Origin of the sequence: Bradyrhizobium barranii subsp. apii, from assembly GCF_011516635.5 — a bacterium.
Classification (GTDB): Bacteria; Pseudomonadota; Alphaproteobacteria; order Rhizobiales; family Xanthobacteraceae; genus Bradyrhizobium; species Bradyrhizobium barranii.
The window spans coordinates 834350-855051 of the sequence record NZ_CP096255.1; the positions used below are offsets into that span (position 1 = coordinate 834350).

Annotated in this window: 23 protein-coding genes and 1 pseudogene; 16 read left to right on the plus strand and 8 right to left on the minus strand. The window is 64.5% G+C overall.

Annotation, left to right across the window (positions count from 1 at the left end):
- Positions 1-172 precede the first annotated feature (172 nt).
- Entirely contained in the window at positions 173-1282 is a 1110-nt protein-coding gene (locus tag HAP41_RS03930) for a DUF2336 domain-containing protein (RefSeq protein WP_166053026.1), read from the plus strand.
- A 157-nt stretch (positions 1283-1439) separates the two neighbouring features.
- On the opposite strand, the gene mtaB is transcribed toward HAP41_RS03930, so the two are convergent.
- Together mtaB and dapF are read right to left on the minus strand one after the other, a co-directional pair.
- On the minus strand, positions 1440-2693 hold the full coding sequence (mtaB, locus tag HAP41_RS03935) for a tRNA (N(6)-L-threonylcarbamoyladenosine(37)-C(2))-methylthiotransferase MtaB (protein ID WP_166052961.1): 1254 nt from the start codon (positions 2691-2693) through the stop codon (positions 1440-1442).
- Positions 2693-3568, minus strand: a complete 876-nt coding sequence (gene dapF, locus HAP41_RS03940) for a diaminopimelate epimerase (protein ID WP_166052945.1) — start codon at positions 3566-3568, stop codon at positions 2693-2695. Before dapF ends, mtaB begins: the two co-directional genes overlap by 1 nt.
- A 206-nt stretch (positions 3569-3774) precedes the next feature.
- Between dapF and HAP41_RS03945 the strand changes: the two genes are divergently transcribed.
- Together HAP41_RS03945 and HAP41_RS03950 are read left to right on the plus strand one after the other, a co-directional pair.
- Entirely contained in the window at positions 3775-4518 is a 744-nt protein-coding gene (locus HAP41_RS03945; protein WP_166052874.1) for a GyrI-like domain-containing protein, read from the plus strand.
- 5 nt (positions 4519-4523) lie between these two features.
- Complete coding sequence (locus HAP41_RS03950) at positions 4524-5243, plus strand: SIMPL domain-containing protein (RefSeq protein ID WP_166052844.1); 720 nt, start codon at positions 4524-4526, stop codon at positions 5241-5243.
- 159 nt (positions 5244-5402) lie between these two features.
- Here HAP41_RS03950 and HAP41_RS03955 read toward each other — a convergent pair whose 3' ends face one another.
- Complete coding sequence (locus tag HAP41_RS03955) at positions 5403-6467, minus strand: MBL fold metallo-hydrolase (protein ID WP_166052838.1); 1065 nt, start codon at positions 6465-6467, stop codon at positions 5403-5405.
- A gap of 448 nt (positions 6468-6915) precedes the next feature.
- Between HAP41_RS03955 and ffh the strand changes: the two genes are divergently transcribed.
- The 7 genes from ffh to HAP41_RS03990 all read left to right on the plus strand — a co-directional run bounded on the left by ffh (position 6916) and on the right by HAP41_RS03990 (position 12853).
- Positions 6916-8460, plus strand: coding sequence for a signal recognition particle protein (gene ffh, locus HAP41_RS03960; RefSeq protein WP_166052807.1), 1545 nt, complete (start codon positions 6916-6918; stop codon positions 8458-8460).
- An 85-nt stretch (positions 8461-8545) separates the two neighbouring features.
- Complete coding sequence (rpsP, locus tag HAP41_RS03965) at positions 8546-8878, plus strand: 30S ribosomal protein S16 (RefSeq protein WP_063980395.1); 333 nt, start codon at positions 8546-8548, stop codon at positions 8876-8878.
- A 9-nt stretch (positions 8879-8887) separates the two neighbouring features.
- Complete coding sequence (gene rimM, locus HAP41_RS03970) at positions 8888-9457, plus strand: ribosome maturation factor RimM (protein ID WP_166052796.1); 570 nt, start codon at positions 8888-8890, stop codon at positions 9455-9457.
- A 119-nt stretch (positions 9458-9576) separates the two neighbouring features.
- Positions 9577-10332 (plus strand): tRNA (guanosine(37)-N1)-methyltransferase TrmD, encoded by a 756-nt coding sequence (trmD, locus tag HAP41_RS03975; RefSeq protein ID WP_166052741.1) that lies wholly within the window; start codon positions 9577-9579, stop codon positions 10330-10332.
- A 108-nt stretch (positions 10333-10440) separates the two neighbouring features.
- A complete protein-coding gene (rplS, locus tag HAP41_RS03980) occupies positions 10441-10821 on the plus strand; it encodes a 50S ribosomal protein L19 (RefSeq protein WP_063980390.1) in 381 nt (126 codons plus the stop codon).
- 321 nt (positions 10822-11142) lie between these two features.
- Positions 11143-12549, plus strand: coding sequence for a 3-isopropylmalate dehydratase large subunit (gene leuC, locus HAP41_RS03985; RefSeq protein ID WP_063985988.1), 1407 nt, complete (start codon positions 11143-11145; stop codon positions 12547-12549).
- A gap of 94 nt (positions 12550-12643) precedes the next feature.
- Entirely contained in the window at positions 12644-12853 is a 210-nt protein-coding gene (locus HAP41_RS03990; protein ID WP_063980389.1) for a hypothetical protein, read from the plus strand.
- A gap of 51 nt (positions 12854-12904) precedes the next feature.
- On the opposite strand, the gene HAP41_RS03995 is transcribed toward HAP41_RS03990, so the two are convergent.
- A complete protein-coding gene (locus HAP41_RS03995) occupies positions 12905-13465 on the minus strand; it encodes a hypothetical protein (RefSeq protein WP_166052700.1) in 561 nt (186 codons plus the stop codon).
- 166 nt (positions 13466-13631) lie between these two features.
- On the opposite strand from HAP41_RS03995, the gene HAP41_RS04000 reads away from it, so the two are divergent.
- Complete coding sequence (locus HAP41_RS04000) at positions 13632-13931, plus strand: DUF1330 domain-containing protein (protein WP_063985986.1); 300 nt, start codon at positions 13632-13634, stop codon at positions 13929-13931.
- A 10-nt stretch (positions 13932-13941) separates the two neighbouring features.
- Here HAP41_RS04000 and HAP41_RS04005 read toward each other — a convergent pair whose 3' ends face one another.
- Positions 13942-14202: a hypothetical protein gene (locus tag HAP41_RS04005; protein WP_166052645.1), complete on the minus strand. Its 261-nt coding sequence runs from the start codon at positions 14200-14202 to the stop codon at positions 13942-13944.
- Positions 14203-14250: 48 nt separating this feature from the next.
- Entirely contained in the window at positions 14251-14532 is a 282-nt protein-coding gene (locus HAP41_RS04010) for a hypothetical protein (RefSeq protein ID WP_166052600.1), read from the minus strand.
- Positions 14533-14698: 166 nt separating this feature from the next.
- Between HAP41_RS04010 and HAP41_RS04015 the strand changes: the two genes are divergently transcribed.
- Positions 14699-15097, plus strand: coding sequence for a metallopeptidase family protein (locus HAP41_RS04015; protein ID WP_166052481.1), 399 nt, complete (start codon positions 14699-14701; stop codon positions 15095-15097).
- 4 nt (positions 15098-15101) lie between these two features.
- Here the strand turns inward: HAP41_RS04015 and HAP41_RS04020 are convergent.
- Positions 15102-15894, minus strand: a pseudogene (locus HAP41_RS04020) (helix-turn-helix transcriptional regulator).
- A gap of 99 nt (positions 15895-15993) precedes the next feature.
- Here HAP41_RS04020 and HAP41_RS04025 point away from each other — a divergent pair.
- The 4 genes from HAP41_RS04025 to HAP41_RS04040 all read left to right on the plus strand — a co-directional run bounded on the left by HAP41_RS04025 (position 15994) and on the right by HAP41_RS04040 (position 18845).
- Entirely contained in the window at positions 15994-16557 is a 564-nt protein-coding gene (locus HAP41_RS04025) for a pyridoxamine 5'-phosphate oxidase family protein (protein WP_166052374.1), read from the plus strand.
- Between the two features lie 105 nt (positions 16558-16662).
- Complete coding sequence (gene leuD, locus HAP41_RS04030; RefSeq protein ID WP_014490662.1) at positions 16663-17268, plus strand: 3-isopropylmalate dehydratase small subunit; 606 nt, start codon at positions 16663-16665, stop codon at positions 17266-17268.
- An 80-nt stretch (positions 17269-17348) separates the two neighbouring features.
- Positions 17349-18134 carry a glycosyltransferase family 32 protein gene (locus HAP41_RS04035; protein ID WP_166052306.1) on the plus strand — a complete coding sequence of 262 codons (786 nt, stop codon included), beginning with the start codon at positions 17349-17351 and terminating at the stop codon, positions 18132-18134.
- 291 nt (positions 18135-18425) lie between these two features.
- Positions 18426-18845 carry a hypothetical protein gene (locus HAP41_RS04040; RefSeq protein WP_166052215.1) on the plus strand — a complete coding sequence of 140 codons (420 nt, stop codon included), beginning with the start codon at positions 18426-18428 and terminating at the stop codon, positions 18843-18845.
- Positions 18846-18867: 22 nt separating this feature from the next.
- On the opposite strand, the gene HAP41_RS04045 is transcribed toward HAP41_RS04040, so the two are convergent.
- Entirely contained in the window at positions 18868-20559 is a 1692-nt protein-coding gene (locus tag HAP41_RS04045; RefSeq protein WP_166105203.1) for a caspase family protein, read from the minus strand.
- Positions 20560-20702: the final 143 nt, after the last annotated feature.

Genomic DNA, 20702 nt, shown 5'->3' on the forward strand with positions numbered 1-20702 from the left:
CTTCGAGACGCCCGCTTCGCGGGCTCCTCAGGATGAGGAGCAGTGGCCGGTCGGGGAGCAAAGCAGTGCTCGCCTTCCGCCCCGTGGTTTACGAAACGTTCAGTGCTCGTCTCTATTGATAGCGATTGCTTAGAACAAGCTTCCGTCATCCGCTCAGGACGAGCAACGCGTCATGTCCACGGCCGAGTTTTCGATCATCGATGAAGTCGAATCCGCGATTCGGCTCGGCTCGGCGGAAAAGGGCCTGGAAACGGCCCGCCGCGTCACCGACCTCTTCCTCTCCTCCGCCGGAAGTTTTGACAACGAGCAGATCGCGCTGTTCGACGACGTGCTCGAGCGCCTGATCGGCACCATCGAGCTGCGCGCCATCGCCGACATGGGCGCACGAATTGCGCTGGCCGAGATCAGTGCGCAGCTTGCGCCGATCGCGCAGGCGCCGCCCTCCGTGATCCGCCGCCTCGCCAATAATGACGAAATTCGCATCGCCGGCCCCGTGCTCCAGGAATCCGCGCGCCTCGACGATGGCGAGCTGGTGAAGATCGCCTCCAGCAAGGGCGAATCGCATCTGCTCGCGGTCGCCGGTCGCTGGTGGCTCAAGGAGATCGTCACCGACGCGCTGCTGGCGCGGCGCTATCCCAGCGTCAGCCGGCGGCTTGCCGCCAATCCCGGCGCGCGCGTTTCCGGAAACGGATTTGCCGTCATCGTCGGGCAGGCCGAGGCCGATCCCGAGCTCGCCGTGAGCGTCGGCGTCCGCGTCGACCTGCCGTCCGACTTGCGCCGCCGGTTGCTGCGTTCGGCCACGGATACCGTGCGCACCCGGCTGCTGTCGCGCGCACCGCCGCATCTGTTCGAGGAGATCCAGGGCGCGATCGCCGCCGTGACCGTCGGTGTCGAGCGCGAGATGTCGGTCGTGCGCGATTTCGAAGGCGCCAAGCGGGCCATCGCAAATCTCAAGGCGACTGGCCAGCTGACCGAAGCGACGCTGCTCGGCTTCGCCACGCAGCGGCGCTACGAGGAAGCCGTGGCTGCATTGGCGGCACTGTCCGGATCGACCATTGAGGTGATTCGCCCGTTGATGCAGAGCCTGCGCGAGGACGGCCTGCTGGTGCCGTGCAAGGCGGCCCAGCTCAGCTGGGAAACCACAGCCGCCGTGCTCGAGAGTCGCTTTGCCACCGGCGCGATGAAACCCGCTGATATCGCGAGGGCGAAAAGCAATTACGCGCGAATGACATCGGAGAACGCGCGGCGGACGCTGCGATTCTGGCAGGTGCGGGCGTTGTAGGCTCTTCCCCTCTCCCCTTGTGGGAGAGGGTGCATCGCGAAGCGAGGCGGGTGAGGGGTCTCTCTCCGCAAACTCAACTCCGCGCTTGCGGACGCAACCCCTCATCCGGCGCTTCGCGCCACCTTCTCCCACAAGGGGAGAAGGAAGCAAGCACTGCTTACGTGGTCAGCCGCTCGCCATCACTGCCGGCAATCATCAGCGGCACCACACGGCCAATACGTTCACCCGCGATCGCCACCGGCAGATAATGCTCCGTGCGGCCCTGGCTGTCGCTCTCGATCAGCACATCGCGCGTCGTACCCATTTCCTCTTGCAGCCGCCGTCGTAATGCCGCTTCGCCCGCCGTACGCAGCCGCTTCGCGCGCTCCTTGATCGCACCGCCTGCGACCTGCGGCATCCGCGCGGCCGGCGTGCCGGGGCGTGGCGAATACGGGAAGACGTGCAGGAACGTCAGGCCGCACTCCTCCACGAGATCCAGCGAGCGCGAAAACATCTCCTCGGTCTCGGTCGGAAAGCCCGCGATGATGTCGGCGCCGAAGGCGATATCCGGACGCAGGCGGCGAACCTGGTCGCAGAACGCGATCGCATCGTTGCGCGAATGCCGCCGTTTCATGCGCTTCAAAATCATGTCGTCGCCGGATTGCAGCGACAGGTGCAGATGCGGCATCAGGCGCGCATCGTCGCCGATGGCATCCAACAAATCTGCATCGGCCTCGATCGAATCGATCGAGGAGATACGCAGGCGCTTCAGCTCCGGCACATGCCGCAAGATCTGCTTGGTCAGCATGCCTAGCCTTGGTGCACCCGGCAGGTCGGCGCCATAGCTGGTGAGGTCCACACCGGTCAGCACGATCTCGGCATGGCCGCGCGCAACAAGCGCCCGCACCTGATCGACCACCGCGCCCATCGGCACCGAGCGTGAATTGCCGCGGCCATAGGGGATGATGCAGAACGTGCAGCGATGGTCGCAGCCGTTCTGCACCTGCACGAACACGCGCGGCAGGCCGCTCGCAAAGCCGTCGATCAGATGCGGCGCCATCTCCTTCACTGCCATGATGTCGCTGACGGCGATCTTTTCGCTCGCACCGAGATCGAACGCGGCACGCGCATCGCGCCAGGCTTCGCTGCGCATCTTGTCGTCATTGCCGAGGACGCGATCGACCTCGGCCATGTCTGCGAACATCCGGCTCTGCGTCTGCGCCGCACAGCCGGTGACGACGATGCGCGCACCCGGCCGTTCGCGCTTCAATTTACGGATCGACTGGCGTGCCTGCGCCACCGCTTCGTTGGTGACGGCGCAGCTGTTGATGACAATGGTGTCGGAAAGGCCCGCGCCCTCGGCCTCGCGACGGATCAATTCGGCCTCGAAGGCATTGAGGCGGCAGCCGAAGGTGACGACGTCGACGGCCATCAGCCGACCGGCGCGAACAGCGCCGGATCGAAGGAGCCCTCATATTCGAAGGTCGCGGGGCCCGTCATCAGCACGTGGTCGTCGCTTTCACGCCATTCGATCCCGAGCTTGCCGCCGGGCAGCGTGATCTCGACATTGCGCTCGGTGCGCTTCAGCCGCGCGGCAGCAACCGCGGTCGCGCAGGCCGCCGAACCGCAAGCTCTGGTCAGGCCCGCGCCACGCTCCCAGGTGCGGATCGTGATGTGCTGGGGATCGACGATATGGGCGAGCGTAATGTTGGCGCGCTCGGGGAAGATCGGGTGATTTTCCAGCAGCGGACCGAAGCGCTCGAGATCGTAGCCGTCGACGTCGTCCACCCAGAACACCGCATGCGGATTGCCCATGCTCACCACCGAGGGCGAATGCAGGATCGGATTGTCGATCGGCCCGATCTGCAATTCGATGTAGCGGGTGTCGCGAAACTCCTCCGCCAGGGGAATCTCCTGCCAGCCGAATTTCGGCGCGCCCATATCGACGGTGTAGAGATCGGGTGCCGGGCCCTGCCAGCAATTGAGCAGGCCCGCAGCGGTCTCGAACGTTGCCGTGGTCTGCCCGGTCTTCTCGAAGATGCGCCGCACCACGCAGCGCATGCCGTTGCCGCAGGCGCCGGCCTCGGAGCCGTCATTGTTGTAGATGCTGATGAAGGCCTCGGTCCCGTCGAACCGCGGCTTCCGGAGCACCATGAGCTGGTCGTAAGGCACGCCGCCCGGCGCGGACGCGACCGCGCGGGCGTCGTCCGGCGTCACCGGCGCGGCGGAATCACGCATGTCGACAACGACGATCTCGTTGCCGATGCCGTTCATCTTGGCAAATGCGTGGTTGGCCAGAGCGCTCATGAAATGTCCCGAATTTCGCCTGCCTTATATGGCGATCCTTGGCGGCTTGGCCAGTGATTTGCCGCCATAGCCATGACGCATCTGTCATGGGACGAATTCGGCACTCGCGTGTTAGAACGGCACGGTTCGCGCAATCCGGGACGCGCGGCCGGCTCAAGGCCTTGGGGACGTAAGGCCTTGGCGCATAAGCCCTTGGGGAGAATAGAATGAATCGTTTTTGTCGCCTCGCACTGCTCGCGCTGATCCCGGCAGCGACCATGTCGTTTGGCGTGCCCGGCGCTCTGGCGCAGACCCCGAGCCCGGCGCCCGCCGCGTCGGCCAGCCCCTCGCCGGCTCCGACGGCCTCGCCCTCCCCGGCCGCGAGTGCCGCACCTGCGCCCGCGGCGGCGCCCTCTCCGGCGCCATCGCCTGCGGCCAGCGCTTCGCCCTCACCCGCTCCGGCGGCCCCACCGCCCGCTGCAGCCGCGACGCCTGCCCCGGTGCAGACCGCCGATCCTTTTGGCCTGGAGACCACGCTCGAGCCGAAGAAAGTCGTGATGGTCAAGGGCACGGCCAATTGGGATTCGGCCTTCGACACGCTGATCGACGCTTTCAAGGCGCTGAACACGCTGCTGGACAAGCAGGGCATCAAGCCCGCCGGCAATTCGATGATCGTCTACACCTCGACCGACGACACCGGCTTCACCTTCCTGGCCGAGATCCCGGTCGAGCAGGACCCGAAGAACCTGCCCAAGGACATGAGCATCGGCAAATCGCCGGAAGGCAAGGCGTTGAAATTCGTCCATCGCGGCTCCTACGACAACATGGACAACACCTATGAGGCGATCACCAATCACCTCGACGACAAGAAGCTGGAAGCCAAGGACACCTTTATCGAGGAGTACCTCACCGATCCCCTGAAGACGGCGGAGGACAAGCTCGTGATCAACGTGTTCGTGCCATTGAAGTGAGAGAGATGAAGAAGCCTGCCGTCCTTTTTACGTCCCTTGCCGCCGCTTTCGCCGCCACGCTGCTGGCGCCGCCCGCACGCGCGGACGATTTTCCCTCCGCGATCTCGGTGAGCGGCGAAGCCACGATTTCCGCGGCGCCCGATCTCGCGCAGATCGACGCCGGCGTCGCCAACGACGCCAAGTCGGCGAAGGAAGCCTCCGACGCCAACAACGCCGCGATGGGCAAGGTACTGCTGGCGCTGAAGGGCGCCGGTATCGCCGAGAAGGACTATCAGACCTCGCGCCTGTCCTTGCAGCCGCAATACGGCCAGAACAAATCCACCGGCGCTTCGCCCGTGGTCGGGTTCCGCGCCTCTAACCGCGTTACCGTGAAGATCCGCGACGTGACCAAGGTCGCTGGCATCATCGACACGCTGGTCGGCGCCGGCGCCAACGACATCGGCAACATCTCCTTCGAGGTGACGCAGGCCTCAAAGCTGCTCGACGACGCCCGCGAACAGGCGGTCGTGGACGCCCGCCGCAAGGCCGAGATCTACGCCAAGGCCACCGGCGTCACGCTCGGCTCGCCACTCAGCGTATCCGAGGGCGGCGCTCCAGTGCCGCTGTTCAAGGCAAGAATGGCGACCGCGCCGATGGCGGCGCCCGCGGCAGTCGCGCCGGGCGAGGAAACGCTGTCGGTGACGGTGAATGTGAGCTGGGCGATTATTCGTCCTGAGGGCAAGTAAGTCTCGTGTCCCGGACGCGCAGCAGCGTGAAACGCTGCTGCGCAGAGCCGGGACCCAGAAGGCCAACGGCACGTGCTGCTGCATGGGCCCCGGCTCTGCAGCGCACCGTCGAAGAGACGCTGCGCTGCGTCCGGGGCACAGTTGTGCACGTGGATGGATTTAGATCTCCACCACCTGTCCCGGCTGCATCGCCACGAACCGCTCCGGCGGAATCTTTGCGGCATCGAGCGCTTCGACCAGCGCCTTCGCCGGCGCGTCGATCGCTTCGTCCGTCAGCTGGAACGTGCCGTGATGATGCCCGAGCGCGGCTTGCGCGCCGCAATCGGCCAGCGCCTTCACGGCGTCTTCCGGTTTCATGTGCTGGTCGAGCATGAACGAGCGCGGCTCGTAGGCGCCGATCGGGAGGATCGCCAGGCGCAACGGCCCGTGCTTCTCGGCGACGCGGCGAAAGTGTCTGCCATCGCCATAGCCGGAATCACAGACGACGTAGATTTTCCCCGCAGGCGTCTCCAGCACGAAGCTCGCCCACAAAGCCTTGTTGCGATCGAACATGCCGCGCGCGGTCCAGTGCCGCGTCGGCACCAGCGTCACGGCGATGCCGCTGCCGAGCTCGACGCGGTCGTGCCAGTCGAACGCTTCCGCCTTGATCGAAGAATCGCTGCTGCGCATCGTGACGTCGTTGCCGAGCGGCGTCACCACGCGCGGGGCAAAATTCTTCGCGAGCCGCGACAGCGTCGCAATGTCCAGATGGTCGTAGTGCCCATGCGAGACCAGCACGACGTCGATCCTGGGCAGCTTGTCGAAGGCAATGCCGGGATCGTTGTGCCGCTTCGGTCCGGCAAAACTGACGGGCGAGACCCGCATCGACCAGACGGGATCGACCAGGATGTTGAGTCCGCCGGCCTGGATCAGCCAGCTGGCATGGCCGACAAAGGAGAGCCGCACCTTCTCGCCCTCGACGCGCTCCGGCGGGGTATCGGCATGGGGGCTGGGCGCCCAATCCGGCCAGGTCGCCCGCTGCCGCCCACCGCCGAACTGCCAGCGCAGGACGGCGCCGAGCGATTTTGGCGGCGCGCCGTCCAGATCGAAGAAGTTCAGGCCATCGAAATGGTCGGACACGGGGCCGTCATAGGTTTTCATGCGGGACATCCAGAGGGAGGACACGCCGGCCAGCGCGCCGGCCCCGGCAAGCAGTCCGAAAACGCGGCGGCGGGTGATCGGCACAAGCGGGCTTCAGGGATGGTAACGGAGGTAAGTCATCATCTTCTATATGGGCGGAGCCCAGGCAAAAGGAACCGGCCGCCAAAAGTTCCGTATTCTCAGGGCCTTGCCCTGGCAAAGGCACCCCGGCACCCTAACTTTCCTTGACTTTTGGGCGTGAGCGGCGTTTAACCCCGCCACTTTCTCGGAAAGGCTTTCTTTTCGACCCACCCACTGGCCCTGGAGGCCAGAGGCCAACGCCCGACAGCGCTGTGCGCCCTCGGGCGCAAAGGTGTTTGGAAGATCGCTTGCTTAGGAAGTGGTCATCGCCCGACTTGATCGGGCGATCCAGTATCCCAGAGGCAGCTCGGCTGAACCGAGGTGCCGCGGCGTACTGGATGCCCCGGTCGAGCCGGGGCATGACAGTGGTGAACGCGGCAACCCTGCGCGAGCAGGACAAGGGACAACGGTATTGTTCGACAATCTGTCGGAACGGCTTGGTGGCATTCTCGATCGTCTGACGGGGCGCGGTGCGCTGACCGAAAAGGACGTCGACGCCGCGATGCGCGAGGTGCGCCGCGCGCTGCTGGAGGCCGACGTCGCGTTAGAGGTGGTGCGCAGCTTCACCGAGCGCGTCCGCGAACAGGCGATCGGCGCCACCGTCGTTAAGTCGGTCACGCCCGGCCAGATGGTGGTCAAGATCGTCCATGACGAGCTGATCAACACGCTCGGTGCCGAAAGCCAGACCATCGACATTAATTCCGTGCCGCCGGTTCCGATCATGATGGTCGGCCTGCAAGGCTCCGGTAAGACCACCACCACCGCCAAGCTCGCCCGCCGCATGGTCCAGCGCGACAAGCGCAAGGTGCTGATGGCTTCGCTCGACATCTATCGCCCGGCGGCGATGGAGCAGCTGGCCGTGCTCGGGCGCGATCTCGACATTCCGACGCTGCCGATCGTCGCCGGCCAGCAGCCGGCTCAGATCGCGAAGCGCGCGCTGGAGGCCGGCAAGCTCGGCGGCTACGATGTCGTGCTGCTCGACACCGCCGGCCGCACCACGCTCGACGAAGACATGATGGCGGAAGCAGCGGCGATCAAAGCCGCTGCCAATCCGCATGAAGTGCTGCTGGTCGCCGACAGCCTCACCGGCCAGGACGCGGTCAACCTTGCCCGCGCCTTCGATCAGCGCGTCGGCCTCACCGGCATCGTGCTGACCCGTGTGGACGGCGACGGCCGCGGCGGCGCCGCGCTGTCGATGCGCGCCGTGACCGGCAAGCCGATCAAGCTGATCGGCACCGGTGAAAAGACCGACGCGCTGGAAGATTTCCACCCCGATCGTATCGCCGGCCGCATCCTCGGCATGGGCGACGTGGTGTCGCTGGTCGAACGTGCCGCCGCCAATATCGACGCCGAAAAGGCCGCGCGCACCGCCGAGCGCATGCGCAAGGGGCAGTTCGACCTCAACGACATGCGCGAGCAGCTGTTGCAGATGGCGAACATGGGCGGCATCAGCGGCCTGATGGGCATGATGCCCGGCATCGCCAAGATGAAGAACCAGATCGCGGCCGCCGGCATCGACGACAAGATCCTGAAGCGCCAGGTCGCGGTGATCGATTCCATGACGCGCGACGAGCGCCGTCATCCCGACGTGCTCAAGGCCAGCCGCAAGAAGCGCATCGCCGCAGGAAGCGGCCAGAGCGTCGAGCAGGTCAACAAGCTGCTCAAGATGCACCGGAACATGGCCGACGTGATGAAGGCCATGGGCTCGGGCAAGCGTGGCCCGCTCGCCGGCATTGCGCAGGCGATGGGCTTTGGCGGCGGCATGAAGCCGCCCTCACCGGAAGAGATGAAGGCGTTGCAGGAGAAGATGCAAGGCGGCGGACAAGGTCTGCCCAGCCTGCCGAAGGATTTGCCCGCTGGTCTGCGCACCGGCCTGCCCAACGTTCCCGGACTGACCGGGCTGAGCGGCAAGCCGACGCTGCCGGGCCTCGGCGGATTTCCGGGCAAGAAGAAATGAGGAATTCGTCGCGAGGGATCCTAAGCATCTCGCGCGACGCGGAATACCAATCAACCGAACAAACTGTACTTTGAAGGAGAACCAGATGTCCGTCGTTATCCGCCTCGCTCGTGCAGGCACCAAGAAGCGCCCCGTCTATCACGTCGTCGTCGCCGATTCGCGCTTTCCCCGCGATGGCCGCTTCATCGAGCGTCTCGGTTATTTCAACCCGCTGCTGCCGAAGGACAACGAGGCCCGCCTCAAGCTCGACATGGACAAGGTGAAGGCCTGGGTCGCCAAGGGTGCGCAGCCGTCCGACCGCGTTGCGCGTTTCCTCGACGCCGCCGGCGTCAAGAAGCGCGAAGCGCGCAACAACCCTGAGAAGGCCGTGCCGCGCAAGGAGCGCAAGGCGCAGGCCGAAGCCGCCGCGAAGGGTTAAGGTCAGATCATGTCGGCGCTGGTCTGCGTCGCGCGGATCGGCGCCGCCCATGGTGTGCGCGGTGCGGTCAAGCTGTGGACCTTCACCGAAGATCCCTTTGCCATCAAACGCTACGGGCCGCTTCTGTCCAAGGACGGCAAGCGCCAGTTCGAGGTCGCGCAGGCGCGCGAGGCCAGGGATCATCTGGTCGCGACGTTCAAGGGCGTCACGACCCGCGATGAGGCCGAGCGCCTCAACGGCATCGAGCTCTACGTCGCGCGCGAAAAGCTGCCCGCGACCGACGAGGACGAATATTACCACACCGACCTGATCGGGCTCGCCGCCGTCACCACCGACGGCGACGCGCTCGGCCGCGTGCTCGCGATCCACAATTTCGGCGCCGGCGACATCATCGAGATCGCTCCGCCCAAAGGATCTGCAAAGGGCACGACGATGCTGCTGCCGTTCACAAACGCGGTGGTGCCGGAAGTCGATCTCACAGGCGGCCGCGTCGTGATCGCGCTGCCGCAGGAGATCGAGGGTGATGATAAGGACGAAGCCCTATCCACGGGTCGTCCCCGCGAAGGCGGGGACCCATAATCACAGGCCGTGGTTTTTTGGCTAAGCTGGTAGCCTCGATCATCGCAAAGCGAAGTGCAGTGGTTATGGGTCCCGGGCTCGCGCTTCGCGCGCCCCGGGACGACAAGAACTGAGATCCGATGACCAACCCTTCACCCTGGCGCGCGACCGTGCTGACGCTGTTTCCGGAGATGTTTCCGGGGCCGCTCGGCGTGAGCCTGGCCGGCCGGGCGCTGGCTGGCGGGCTCTGGGAGCTCGAGGCGCGGGACATCCGGGCCTCGGCCACCGACCGGCATCGGAGCGTCGATGACACCCCGGCCGGCGGCGGACCGGGCATGGTGCTGCGGGCCGATGTTCTGGCGGCAGCGATCGATGCCGTCGAGATCAGCCCGGACCGGCCGAAACTGCTGATGAGCCCGAGGGGGCGGCCATTGACCCAGGCCCGGGTAATGGAGCTGGCCGAGGGTCCGGGCCCCCTGATCGTCTGCGGACGGTTCGAGGGCGTGGACCAGCGGGTGATCGACGGACGGGGCCTGGAGGAGGTCTCGATCGGCGACTACGTGCTGTCCGGGGGCGAAATCGCCGCGCTGGCCCTGATCGACGCCTGCGTCCGGCTGTTGCCCGGCGTGATGGGCAAGGAGGCCTCGGGAACCGAGGAAAGCTTCTCGGAGGGCCTCCTCGAGTACCCCCAATACACCCGCCCGCAGCTGTTCGAGGGGGCTCCGATCCCGGAGACCCTGACCTCCGGCGACCACGCCAAGGTTGCAGCCTGGCGGCGGGCACAATCCGAGGCCCTGACCGCGGCCCGGCGGCCTGATTTGTGGGCCAAAATCCCTGCCAAAGCCCCGAATCGAGCCAGACGCCAAAAAACGCCAAAAAACAAGACAGACGGGTGACAAACGCTCCGGCTTGCCTTATAGGAGCGGCCACATCCGCAATAGCTGGATCAACGAATTTCGCGCAGCCCCCGTCCTGCGGCTGGGCGCGCCGATGGAGATTTACCCATGAACCTGATCCAACAGCTCGAAAAAGAGCAATTCGACAAGCTCTCCGCCAGCAAGGAGATTCCGGAATTCGGTCCCGGTGACACCGTGATCGTCAACGTGAAGGTCGTCGAAGGCGACCGTACCCGCGTGCAGGCCTATGAAGGCGTCTGCATCGGCCGTTCCGGCGGCGGCCTCAACGAGAGCTTCACCGTCCGCAAGATCTCCTATGGCGAGGGTGTCGAGCGCGTGTTCCCGCTGCTCTCCCCGATGATCGACTCGATCAAGGTGGTGCGCCGCGGCAAGGTGCGTCGTGCCAAGCTCTATTACCTCCGCAACCTTCGCGGCAAGTCGGCCCGCATCGTCGAGAAGACTGAGCACGCCAAGGCCGTCAACGAGTAAGCTCCGTTTACAGACGAGTTCTAGAGAGCGCGGGGCAAAACCCCGCGCTTTTTTGTTGCGTCAGCCGTGCGCGTCAAAGCACTCGCGCTTCCAAATCGGCCTGCTATATATTCTTGGAATGTTTCCAGATCAGACCAGCCTCCCCCCGTCACGCGCATCGTCATCGACGATCGCTCGCGGCTGCCTGGCCGGTTCTTCGGACGCTTCGCGACCTCGGCAACGTCAGAGCTTACGCGCGCAGCCTAAAAGCTGCGCTGACGATTTTGTTGCCCGCGCGTGACCGCGCATATCCGCACCACAACATTCCTGGAGCTGAAGCTCATGTCCAAGCCGACCACATTGTACGACAAGATCTGGAACGACCATCTGGTGCACGAAGCCGACGACGGCACCTGCCTGCTCTATATCGACCGCCATCTGGTGCACGAAGTGACCTCGCCGCAGGCGTTCGAGGGTCTGCGCGCCACCGGCCGCAAGGTGCACTCGCCGGAAAAGACGCTCGCCGTCGTCGACCACAACGTGCCGACCACCGATCGCACCAAGCCGAATCCCGATCCGGAGAGCATCGAGCAGATCAAGGCGCTGGCCGAGAACGCCAAGCAATTCGGCATCGAATATTACGACGAGTTCGACAAGCGCCAGGGCGTCGTCCACGTCATCGGGCCCGAGCAGGGCTTTACCCTGCCCGGCACCACCATCGTCTGCGGTGACAGCCACACCTCGACGCATGGCGCGTTCGGCGCGCTCGCACACGGCATCGGCACCTCCGAGGTCGAGCACGTGCTGGCGACGCAGACGCTGATCCAGAAGAAGGCGAAGAACATGCGCGTGACCGTCGACGGCAAATTGCCTGAAGGCGTGACGGGCAAGGACATCATCCTCGCCATCATCGGCGAGATCGGCACTGCCGGCGGCACCGGCTACGTGCTGGAATACGCCGGCGATGCGATCCGCGCGTTGTCGATGGAAGGCCGCATGACGGTCTGCAACATGTCGATCGAGGGCGGCGCGCGCGCCGGCCTGGTTGCGCCCGACCAGAAGGCGTTCGACTTCCTGCGCGGCCGCCCGAAGGCGCCGAAGGGCGCGGACTGGGACGCGGCGATGCGCTATTGGGAGAAGCTGCGCTCCGACGACGGCGCGCATTTCGACCACGAGCTGCGCCTCGACGCTGCCAAGCTGCCGCCGATCGTGACCTGGGGCACCTCGCCCGAGGATGTCATCTCGGTGACCGGCATCGTGCCCGATCCGGACCAGATCGCGGACGAGGCCAAGCGTCTCTCCAAGCACCGCGCGCTGAAATACATGGGCCTGACGGCGGGCACGAAGATCACCGACATCAAGCTCGACCGCATCTTCATCGGCTCCTGCACCAACGGCCGCATCGAAGATCTGCGCGCGGCGGCGAAGATTGCCGAAGGCAAGACCGTTTCAGCGCATGTCAACGCCATGGTCGTGCCGGGCTCCGGCCTCGTGAAGGAGCAGGCCGAAGCTGAGGGTCTGGACAAGATCTTCATCAAGGCCGGCTTCGAATGGCGCGAGCCCGGTTGCTCGATGTGCCTCGCGATGAACCCGGACAAGCTGGCCCCGGAAGAGCGCTGCGCCTCGACCTCGAACCGCAACTTCGAGGGCCGCCAGGGTTTCAAGGGCCGCACGCATCTGGTGTCGCCGGCGATGGCGGCAGCCGCCGCGATCGCGGGTCACTTCGTCGACGTCAGGGAGTGGCGGTAAGCCGCTCCCAGCAATTTGAACTAAAGCGGCAAACGGCCGTTAATCGGCATCGCCGACACTGTGTCCTCGCGACGGTTTCGCGAGGACACAGCTCATGGCCAACAAGCCTGAATATGTCGATCTGATCGGCGAGGCGACGCGCCAGCACCGGCGGCGCGCAACGCCCTTGCCCATCGTCGCCAAGCCCGAGGTCGAGGAGACCTCGAAGCTCAGCCGCTGGCCGCCGGCGATGATCAAGCAGTGGAAGCTCGAGAACCTGACGCGGTGGAAGCCGGCGTCGTGGAAGCTGAAGGATTGGCTCTAGGCCACACGAACAAAGGGCGCCGTCGCGGCGCCCTTTTCATTTCGATCGCGATTACCAATAGCGGTACGGATAGTGCCAGCGATGCCACCGGCAGACGCGGCGCGGGCCGTAATAGGTCCAGATCACTCGGCAGCGGCGCGGATAGTGGTAGTAGGGATAGTAGCCGCCGTAATAATAGCGCCGGTGGAAGTGGCGATAGCCGTAATGCGGGCGATAGATCCCGTAGCGATGAAAACCGCCATAGTGGCGAAATCCGCCGTAGCGATAGCCGCCACCATGAAAGGCGGGGGCGGCGCGGAAGCCGCCGATATGGCCGCCACGAAAGCCACCGCCGCGGAAACCGCCGATATGTCCTCCGCCACCATGGAAACCACCGCCACGAAAACCGCCGCCGCCATGGAAGCCGCCACCATGTCCACCACCGCCGCCACCGTGACGGACCTGCGTGATCATGTCGTCGCTTGCAGCCTTCGCCGCCGGCAACGGCGTCGGATTGATCGGAGTCATCGCTTCGGCACGTTGTGCGGTCCCGGCCGACAGCATCAGCGTGGCAACGGCCGCAAGCACGAGCAAGCGTATCGGGCTTGTCCGAGCATCCAAGATCCGCAGCATGGAATTCTCCCTGAATCTGAACGGCAGCGTTGCGGCTCAGCGTCGCTCGCATCGCTGTTCAATTGCAGTCGCTCCCAAGATTAAATTAGGGACAGCGACGTGAACGCCTTGTGAATGAACAAGCTTCCTGCCGAGGCGCCGTTCCACGACAAAAGGAATTCGAAAGATGACCGTCTACGCGATCGCGCAATTGAAGATGACGGACCGCGCGGCCTATGACCGCTATCAGGCGCGGTTCTTCGACGTGTTCAGAAAGTACAATGGACGGCTGCTCGCCGCCGACGAGCAGCCGCGCGTGCTCGAGGGCCCGTGGCCATTCGACAAGCTCGTCATGATGTCGTTTCCCGACGAGGCCGCGTTCCTCGCCTTCTCGAATTCACCGGACTACGAAGACATCTCGCGCGATCGCAAGGCGGGCGCGCAGGCGACCGTGCTGCTGGTCAGGGGATTTGCGCCTGCGGGCTAACGCGACGGCCTCACCACCACGGCCCGTAGCCGAACACGAACGGTGCCGGCACGCCGTAGGGATAGGGACGGTAGTAGACGGGCCGCGCGTAATAGTGCGGATCATGGCGCGCTGAGCGCCGCGCAACGTCATGGTGTCTTGCGTGCCGTCTCGCATCGAAAATCGCTGTCCCGGCCGAGGCATCCGACTTCGTCACACTCTGCGCGGTTGAAGCGCGAGGCAAACCCGCTGCGAGCCCGGCGACAACGGCCAATGCAATCCATCTCGTCATGACGAACTCCGCCCTCAAGATGCGGGCATCACGCGGCCGTTGAGGGCGTCAGCCCCGCCGCCAGTAGCAGCTCATATGCGGCACGATCACCGTGCCGCTCGGCCGATATTCCTGCACATAGGTGGCGTTGCACTCGCGGACCGCATCGGGACCCGGATAGTAGCGCGGATAGACGCCGTCCGGAGCGTAGTAGGGCGTGACGCGCAGCCGGGCGGGCGGGCGCCTGCGCGGCGGGGGAACGTCGTCTGGCGAGGCCGCCTGGGCCAGCCTGACACCGGCGCCGGTCGTCTGGGCTTCCGCACCAACGCAAAATTGCGAAAACAACCCCATGCAAAGTAGAACCAGTACTGCTGTTCCTGCCCGCATCGCACCACCACCCACCTGAGCTATCCCCTTGAGGCGCCGTACGCTCCCCGTTTTCGCGCGCGGCGTCAACTCTTCGTAGCCTTCTATAAAGCCGGATGCATCGCCACGGAACCCGCGCTAAGAAAAGCCCATGTGGACGGAATTGAAAGCACCCTCGCTGGCCGAGATGGAAACGACGGCGCACGACATCTTCGAGCGCCTGCCGGCGGAATTTCGCGGCCTCTGTGAGGGCGTGATCCTCCGTGTCGACGACTTCCCGACCGAGGAAGTCATGGACGAGATGGATTGCGAGAGCGAGTTCGACCTGCTCGGCCTGTTCCAGGGCGTCGGCCTGCCTCAGCAGAGCCTGGGCGATGTGGCGCGGCTGCCCAACATGGTCTGGCTCTACCGCCGGCCGATCCTGGATTACTGGGCCGAGCACGACGAGAGCCTCGGCCACATCGTCCGCCACGTCCTGATCCACGAGATCGGCCACCATTTCGGCCTCTCGGACGACGATATGGCGGCGATTGAGGCTCAGGCGGAGTAGGACGTCATCGGTTGCGTATGGTTGGCGCAGCGAGAAGCATCGTCAGTCGATAGTCGGACCAGCCCGCGAGAGACAGCGACACCTGCTGATAGTGCAGCAGTCCCATGGTCGGATGATCGAACGCACGCTCGCCGCCTTCGCGTGCCAGAACCCCCTGCGTCTCCCAGCAGCGGGCTTCCGACTCTCAGTTCCTCGACGAGCCGGCGAATGTCCGGATCGTCGGAATAGGCTGTAACAGCGGCGCGGAATTCTGCGACGACGCGTTGCGCGCGTGAGGTCCAGTCGAGGATCAGTGTTCGCGCCTCGGGCCTGAGGAAGATGTAGCGCAGAAGATTTTTTTCGCCGTCAGCATCGAGCCATCCGGCAAACAACCGGGACGCTTTCGCATTCCAACGACGCGCGCCCCATGTGCGATCGAGAATGTAGGCCGGCCCATCGATCGCATCGACGCAGGCCAGCACCTCCTCAGGCGGATCATCCCTGTGGCCGGGACGCTCGGGATCGCGCTTGCCCCCAACTTCGAACAGATAGCTGCGCTCCGCTCGTGACAGGCGCAATCCGCGTGCGAGGCGCGCAAGTGTCGAAGCCGAGACGGAGACATCGCGACCCTGCTCGATCCACGTGTACCAGGTGACGCTCAATCCGCAGAGCTGAGCGACCTCCTCGCGCCGGAGGCCGGGCGTGCGCCGCCGTGCTCCGGCGGCGAGGCCGAATTCTGCCGGAGACTGGCGCTCCCGGAGCGCGCGCAGGAACGCGCTGAGCGAGAGAGCTGGAGCGATCGGGTCTGGTCCCTTCATGGTGGTTTTTATACCAGCATAAAGAACATTCTTAAACGGGTATAATCGGCATGCTAACTCTTTGCCGCTGCGGCGTCGCGGCGGAAAGGACGAACGGGTATGGGCAGGCAATTCGCAAGGATCGAACCCGAGCACAGGGCTTTCATCGAACGGCAGAAGATCTTCTTCGTCGCGAGCGCCCCGCCGAAGGGACGCATCAACGTGTCTCCCAAGGGCCTGTCGTCATTCCGGGTGCTGGGAGAGAGCGACGTCGCCTACCTCGATTGCACCGGCAGCGAGACTCGTGCGCATCTGACCGCCTCCGACGACAAGCGGCTGACCATCATGTTTTGCGCCTTCGACGGCGCCCCGATGATCCTGCGGCTCTATGGCCAGGCTCGATCGCTCATGCGCGGCACGCCGGAATATTCCGATCTCGTTCCTGACTTCGAGGACATGGCAGGCGCCCGCCAAATCGTGCGCCTCTCGGTCGACCTCGTGCAGACGTCATGCGGTATGGGCGTGCCGCTGTTCGACTACAGACAAGAACGCGGCAGCCTCGTGCGCTACTGGACGGCGCAGGGTGTCAACAATTTGCGAAAATACTGGGGTCTGAAGAACATGAAGAGCATCGACGGCCTGCCGACCGGCTTTGCCCCTGACAGCATGGCTCCGCCAGGCTGAAGACGAACCTCGATTTACGCCCCTAGGCCTGCCGAATCCGGCCTAGGATTTGTGTGCCAACCGGGCTAAATAGCCCTCCCCTGACTTCAAACCGGGAAGCCTGAAATGGACAAGTTCACCACGCTGGAAGGCGTCGCGGCGCCGCTGAAGATCATCAATGTCGACACCGACATGATCATTCCGAAGCAGTACCTCAAGACCATCAAGCGCACCGGCCTTGGCAAGGGGCTCTTCTCCGAGCAGCGCTACAAGGACGACGGCAGCGAGAATCCGGATTTCGTGCTCAACCAGCCCGCCTATCGCAATTCGAAGGTGCTGGTCGCCGGCGACAATTTCGGCTGCGGCTCAAGCCGCGAGCACGCGCCCTGGGCGCTGCTCGACTTCGGCATCCGCTGCGTGATCTCGACCTCGTTCGGCGACATCTTCTACAACAACTGCTTCAAGAACGGCATTCTGCCGATCCGCGTCAGCCAGGAAGACCTCGACAAGCTGTTCGACGACGCCGAGCGCGGCGCCAACGCGACGCTGACGATCGACCTGCCGAACCAGGAGATCCGCGGCCCCGACGGCGGCAAGGTCAAGTTCGAGATCGACCCGTTCCGCAAGCACTGCCTGATCAACGGCCTCGACGACATCGGCCTGACGATGGAGAAGAAGGCCTCGATCGACACCTACGAGGAAAAGCTCAAGCGCGAGCGCGCCTGGGCCTGAGATCGAGCTCCAGTTCGAGCCCCGGTGCTGATAGCGCCGGGGCTTTTTCTTTGCCCTGATTAACCCCTAGATTGACGCGCATGCTGCCCGACATCGTCACTTTCTGGCACGGCCCGATGGACAAACTGCGCCAGACCTGTCTGCGCTCGCAGCTCGCGGCCGGCCACAAGGTCACGGTCTACAGTTTCGACACCATTCCCGGCCTGCCCGTGGGCATCGAAAACGCGGACGCCGAGGCGATCCTGCCGCATGCGTTCTCCGAACGATTGCGACCGCCGCAGCCGGACGGAAGCTGGCGCGACTGGACCACGCTTCAGTTCAGCGACTTCTTCCGGATGAAGCTGATGGCGAAGAACCTCGGCCTCTGGCTCGATGCCGACGTGCTGCTGCTGAAACCCGTCGAGATCGATCCGGCAAAACCCTACTTCGCCTGGGAGCGGCCGCGCCAGCTCGGCAATTCCGTGATCTATCTGCCGGCGGAGCACGGCATCGTTGCCGCCTTCGAGGAGCTGATGGAGCAGGAGGAGCTGACGCCGAACTGGCTGTCGGTGCGCCATCGCATCACCTTCATGATGCGTCGCCTGCGCGGGGGCTCGAACCGTCTTTCGGACATTCGCGTCGCGATCTTCGGGCCGGCAGCGCTGACCGCGCTCGCGCGCCGCACCGGTGAACTACAGAACGCGCTGCCGAAGCAATCGTTCTACGCCGTGCATGCCGAGCCAAAACTGTTCTTCGATCCCTCGAGCTATCTCGGCCTTGTCACCAACCCCGAAATCATCGGCCTGCACATCTCGCCCAAGGGCCGCGGCGGCGAAAAGCCGATCCCGGGCAGCCTGTATGCGTGGGCGACGGAGCGGTTCGCGTAACCCAGTCCGCTACGCGGCGCTCTCCTGCCCCGGACGCAGCGCAGCGCCATAAGCGCGTTCACGCGCGTCTTCGACGCGCTATGGTGATGCGCTGCGGAGCCGGGGCCCAGAGATGCGGCGAGATGGGTCCCGGCTCTGCGGAGCGGCACTTCGCGCCGCACCGCGTCCGGGACACGAAACCAACCACCAACGCGCCACACTCCAACGCTTCCAAATTTGATCCAGCGCAACGCGCCTCTGCACCATTGTGCCTAATCTCGCTCCAATTCCGCCGCCCGAATGGAGCTTTCCATGAGCACCGCAAGCAGGCCTTATCCCATCGTTCAGGACCTCATCGAGTCCTTTGCCGCCTGGCTGAAGCATCGCCGCGAGATGAACGAGATGCGGCAGCTCGATCGCGCCGATTTCGACCGGATCGCGCAAGATCTCAGGATCGCGCCTGACGATCTGGAGGAGATGGTCCGTCACGGCAAGCACGCTGCCGACGAGCTGCCGAAAATGCTCGAGCAGCTCGGCATCAGCGCAGACAGGCTCGGTCGTGCGCAGCCGCTGCTGCTCCGCGACATGGAGCGCGTCTGCTCGCTCTGCAATCAGAAGGGACAATGCGACCGCGATCTCGCCGAGGGCACCGCCGCGGAGAACTACCACGGCTATTGTGGCAATGCATCGACGCTGGAGTCGCTCGATCGGGCCGACGTCGCCCCGCGCTGACGCGTCGTCGGGATCGAAAAGATCAGATCGTGCCGTTACGCGCGCATGCGTCGCGCTGGGCAAATCCTTTCACGAGCTTTCTGCACGCTCGATAGCGCTCTTCCATACTCGCTCCGCCGGCATGACCCGGAGGGCCAGGTTCGGCCGCGCTCTCTTTCTTGACTGCATGAGCTCGCGACGTTTTATCGCGTTTGGTCGGAGGTTCGGCATCCTCGGGCACCGGCACAAGCTGCCAGACTGGACGAAGCTCGATAGTCGCGGTCTCCGACGGATTCTCCTTATTGATGGAAGTCAGGGCAAGGACGTTCTTGTCCAGCTTGACCGTGACAGGCGTTCCATTGATGGAGAATTTATCGTTCGAAATGAACTCGGCGAACGATTTGTATCCCGCCACATCCTTCGCCCATGATTGTTTCGTGGGCGGCCCCCAGAGGTAGTATCCTTTGGCCAAGCCCGTCGCGGAGACCTCCGTGATGATCAGCATGGCGTAGCGTCCCTTGCCATTGGTCCACCCGCGCTTGTTGGACCACACGCCGACAAACCTGGAATTGGCGTTGAGTGGATCGTTCTGATCGGACGAGATGGCGAAGCTCGGCAATTCGAGGTGCTGAGCTGCCGCGATGACAGAGATTTTTTTGTTGTCGTCGGGCGTAAATGGATTTCGCACGACGCGCTTGGCATCAGCCTCCTGGCGTCCGCTCGCATCGGATTTCGGAGCAGCAGCCGGAGATGATAGCGCCGCAACCTCGCTGGCCTTGAGATCCTTGATTCGCTGGCGGGCCTCGACGGCGTGGTCGCTGCGGGGGTATCTGGCGAGAAATTGCTCAAAGAGAGCTGCCACCGTCGACGTCCGGACAGCCTGCCAGAATTTCTCGTCTTCCGCAGGAGCAGCAGGCGCCGGAGTTGATGCAGCTGGCGCCTGAGCGGCGACGGCAGGGGCCTTGAGGTAAATCTCTTCCTTCGACAAGGAGCCATACACGAAAGGCTGCTGTTCGCGCCTGGTTGCCGCCATCACGTCGTCACGAACCCGGCGAAACAGAAACGATATCTCCAGGCCGGGTGTTTCGATGTGGCGAAGCAGCGACGTCGTGAAGGGGCTATTCCGGCCATCGCCGTCGCTTGCCGTGGTGCCGTCCCGGGCGGCATACGCGATCAGGACGTTGTCGGACGGCTCCGTCGGCGCGAGCCCGCGAGCCACGGCCCGGGTGCTGAACGAGCGCTTCATCTTCGCGGCAAAAGGGTTGTTGCGGCACGCGTCAAGGATCACGAGGCCCAACTTCCGTGCCTTCGAAACCTGAAGGCTCACCGAACGCAGGCTGATCGCCTCGCTTTCGGCGTCGGTATCGCTGCGCAGCTCGGCACTGATTGGGATCAGCCAATTCTCGCCGCCGACTTCCATGCCGTGCCCGGCGTAGAACACGACGGCGATGTCGGACATTTCGGCGGATCGGCCGAACTCAACGACGGCCTTCCTCATCTCTTGCGCGGCGGCGTTCCTGACTTGAGTGACCTTGAAATCCAGCCGCTCCAGCGCGCGGCCGATGTCGGCCGCATCGCGAGTCGGGTTCGGCAGCTCGGGCACCTTCTCGTAGGCGCCATTGCCGATGACAAGCGCAACCCGCGCCTGCGCAAGGGCGGGCTGAGCAGACAAAAGCGATGTGACGAGAAAGACTGCTGCCCCAAAAAAACGCATCAATAGATTGCCCGAACCCACCAATGGCTTCGAGGGTAGCACCCCTGTTCACCACCGCAACGGGAAAAGCCGAGATCGTGGACTTCGGCGAAACGGCCGTTGTCGGGACGCGCCGACGACGAGCGGCCGAAGATGCTGGTACAGTTCGGCATCGGCGCGGAGGC

What these genes read in the sequence shown, in the direction of transcription:
- HAP41_RS03930 (WP_166053026.1), top strand. Translation starts at nt 173, where the DNA reads ATGTCCACGGCCGAGTTTTCGATCATCGATGAAGTCGAATCCGCGATT.
- mtaB (WP_166052961.1), bottom strand. Translation starts at nt 2,693, where the DNA reads ATGGCCGTCGACGTCGTCACCTTCGGCTGCCGCCTCAATGCCTTCGAG.
- dapF (WP_166052945.1), bottom strand. Translation starts at nt 3,568, where the DNA reads ATGAGCGCTCTGGCCAACCACGCATTTGCCAAGATGAACGGCATCGGC.
- HAP41_RS03945 (WP_166052874.1), top strand. Translation starts at nt 3,775, where the DNA reads ATGAATCGTTTTTGTCGCCTCGCACTGCTCGCGCTGATCCCGGCAGCG.
- HAP41_RS03950 (WP_166052844.1), top strand. Translation starts at nt 4,524, where the DNA reads ATGAAGAAGCCTGCCGTCCTTTTTACGTCCCTTGCCGCCGCTTTCGCC.
- rpsP (WP_063980395.1), top strand. Translation starts at nt 8,546, where the DNA reads ATGTCCGTCGTTATCCGCCTCGCTCGTGCAGGCACCAAGAAGCGCCCC.
- rimM (WP_166052796.1), top strand. Translation starts at nt 8,888, where the DNA reads ATGTCGGCGCTGGTCTGCGTCGCGCGGATCGGCGCCGCCCATGGTGTG.
- trmD (WP_166052741.1), top strand. Translation starts at nt 9,577, where the DNA reads ATGACCAACCCTTCACCCTGGCGCGCGACCGTGCTGACGCTGTTTCCG.
- rplS (WP_063980390.1), top strand. Translation starts at nt 10,441, where the DNA reads ATGAACCTGATCCAACAGCTCGAAAAAGAGCAATTCGACAAGCTCTCC.
- leuC (WP_063985988.1), top strand. Translation starts at nt 11,143, where the DNA reads ATGTCCAAGCCGACCACATTGTACGACAAGATCTGGAACGACCATCTG.
- HAP41_RS03990 (WP_063980389.1), top strand. Translation starts at nt 12,644, where the DNA reads ATGGCCAACAAGCCTGAATATGTCGATCTGATCGGCGAGGCGACGCGC.
- HAP41_RS03995 (WP_166052700.1), bottom strand. Translation starts at nt 13,465, where the DNA reads ATGCTGCGGATCTTGGATGCTCGGACAAGCCCGATACGCTTGCTCGTG.
- HAP41_RS04000 (WP_063985986.1), top strand. Translation starts at nt 13,632, where the DNA reads ATGACCGTCTACGCGATCGCGCAATTGAAGATGACGGACCGCGCGGCC.
- HAP41_RS04005 (WP_166052645.1), bottom strand. Translation starts at nt 14,202, where the DNA reads ATGACGAGATGGATTGCATTGGCCGTTGTCGCCGGGCTCGCAGCGGGT.
- HAP41_RS04010 (WP_166052600.1), bottom strand. Translation starts at nt 14,532, where the DNA reads ATGGGGTTGTTTTCGCAATTTTGCGTTGGTGCGGAAGCCCAGACGACC.
- HAP41_RS04015 (WP_166052481.1), top strand. Translation starts at nt 14,699, where the DNA reads ATGTGGACGGAATTGAAAGCACCCTCGCTGGCCGAGATGGAAACGACG.
- HAP41_RS04025 (WP_166052374.1), top strand. Translation starts at nt 15,994, where the DNA reads ATGGGCAGGCAATTCGCAAGGATCGAACCCGAGCACAGGGCTTTCATC.
- leuD (WP_014490662.1), top strand. Translation starts at nt 16,663, where the DNA reads ATGGACAAGTTCACCACGCTGGAAGGCGTCGCGGCGCCGCTGAAGATC.
- HAP41_RS04035 (WP_166052306.1), top strand. Translation starts at nt 17,349, where the DNA reads ATGCTGCCCGACATCGTCACTTTCTGGCACGGCCCGATGGACAAACTG.
- HAP41_RS04040 (WP_166052215.1), top strand. Translation starts at nt 18,426, where the DNA reads ATGAGCACCGCAAGCAGGCCTTATCCCATCGTTCAGGACCTCATCGAG.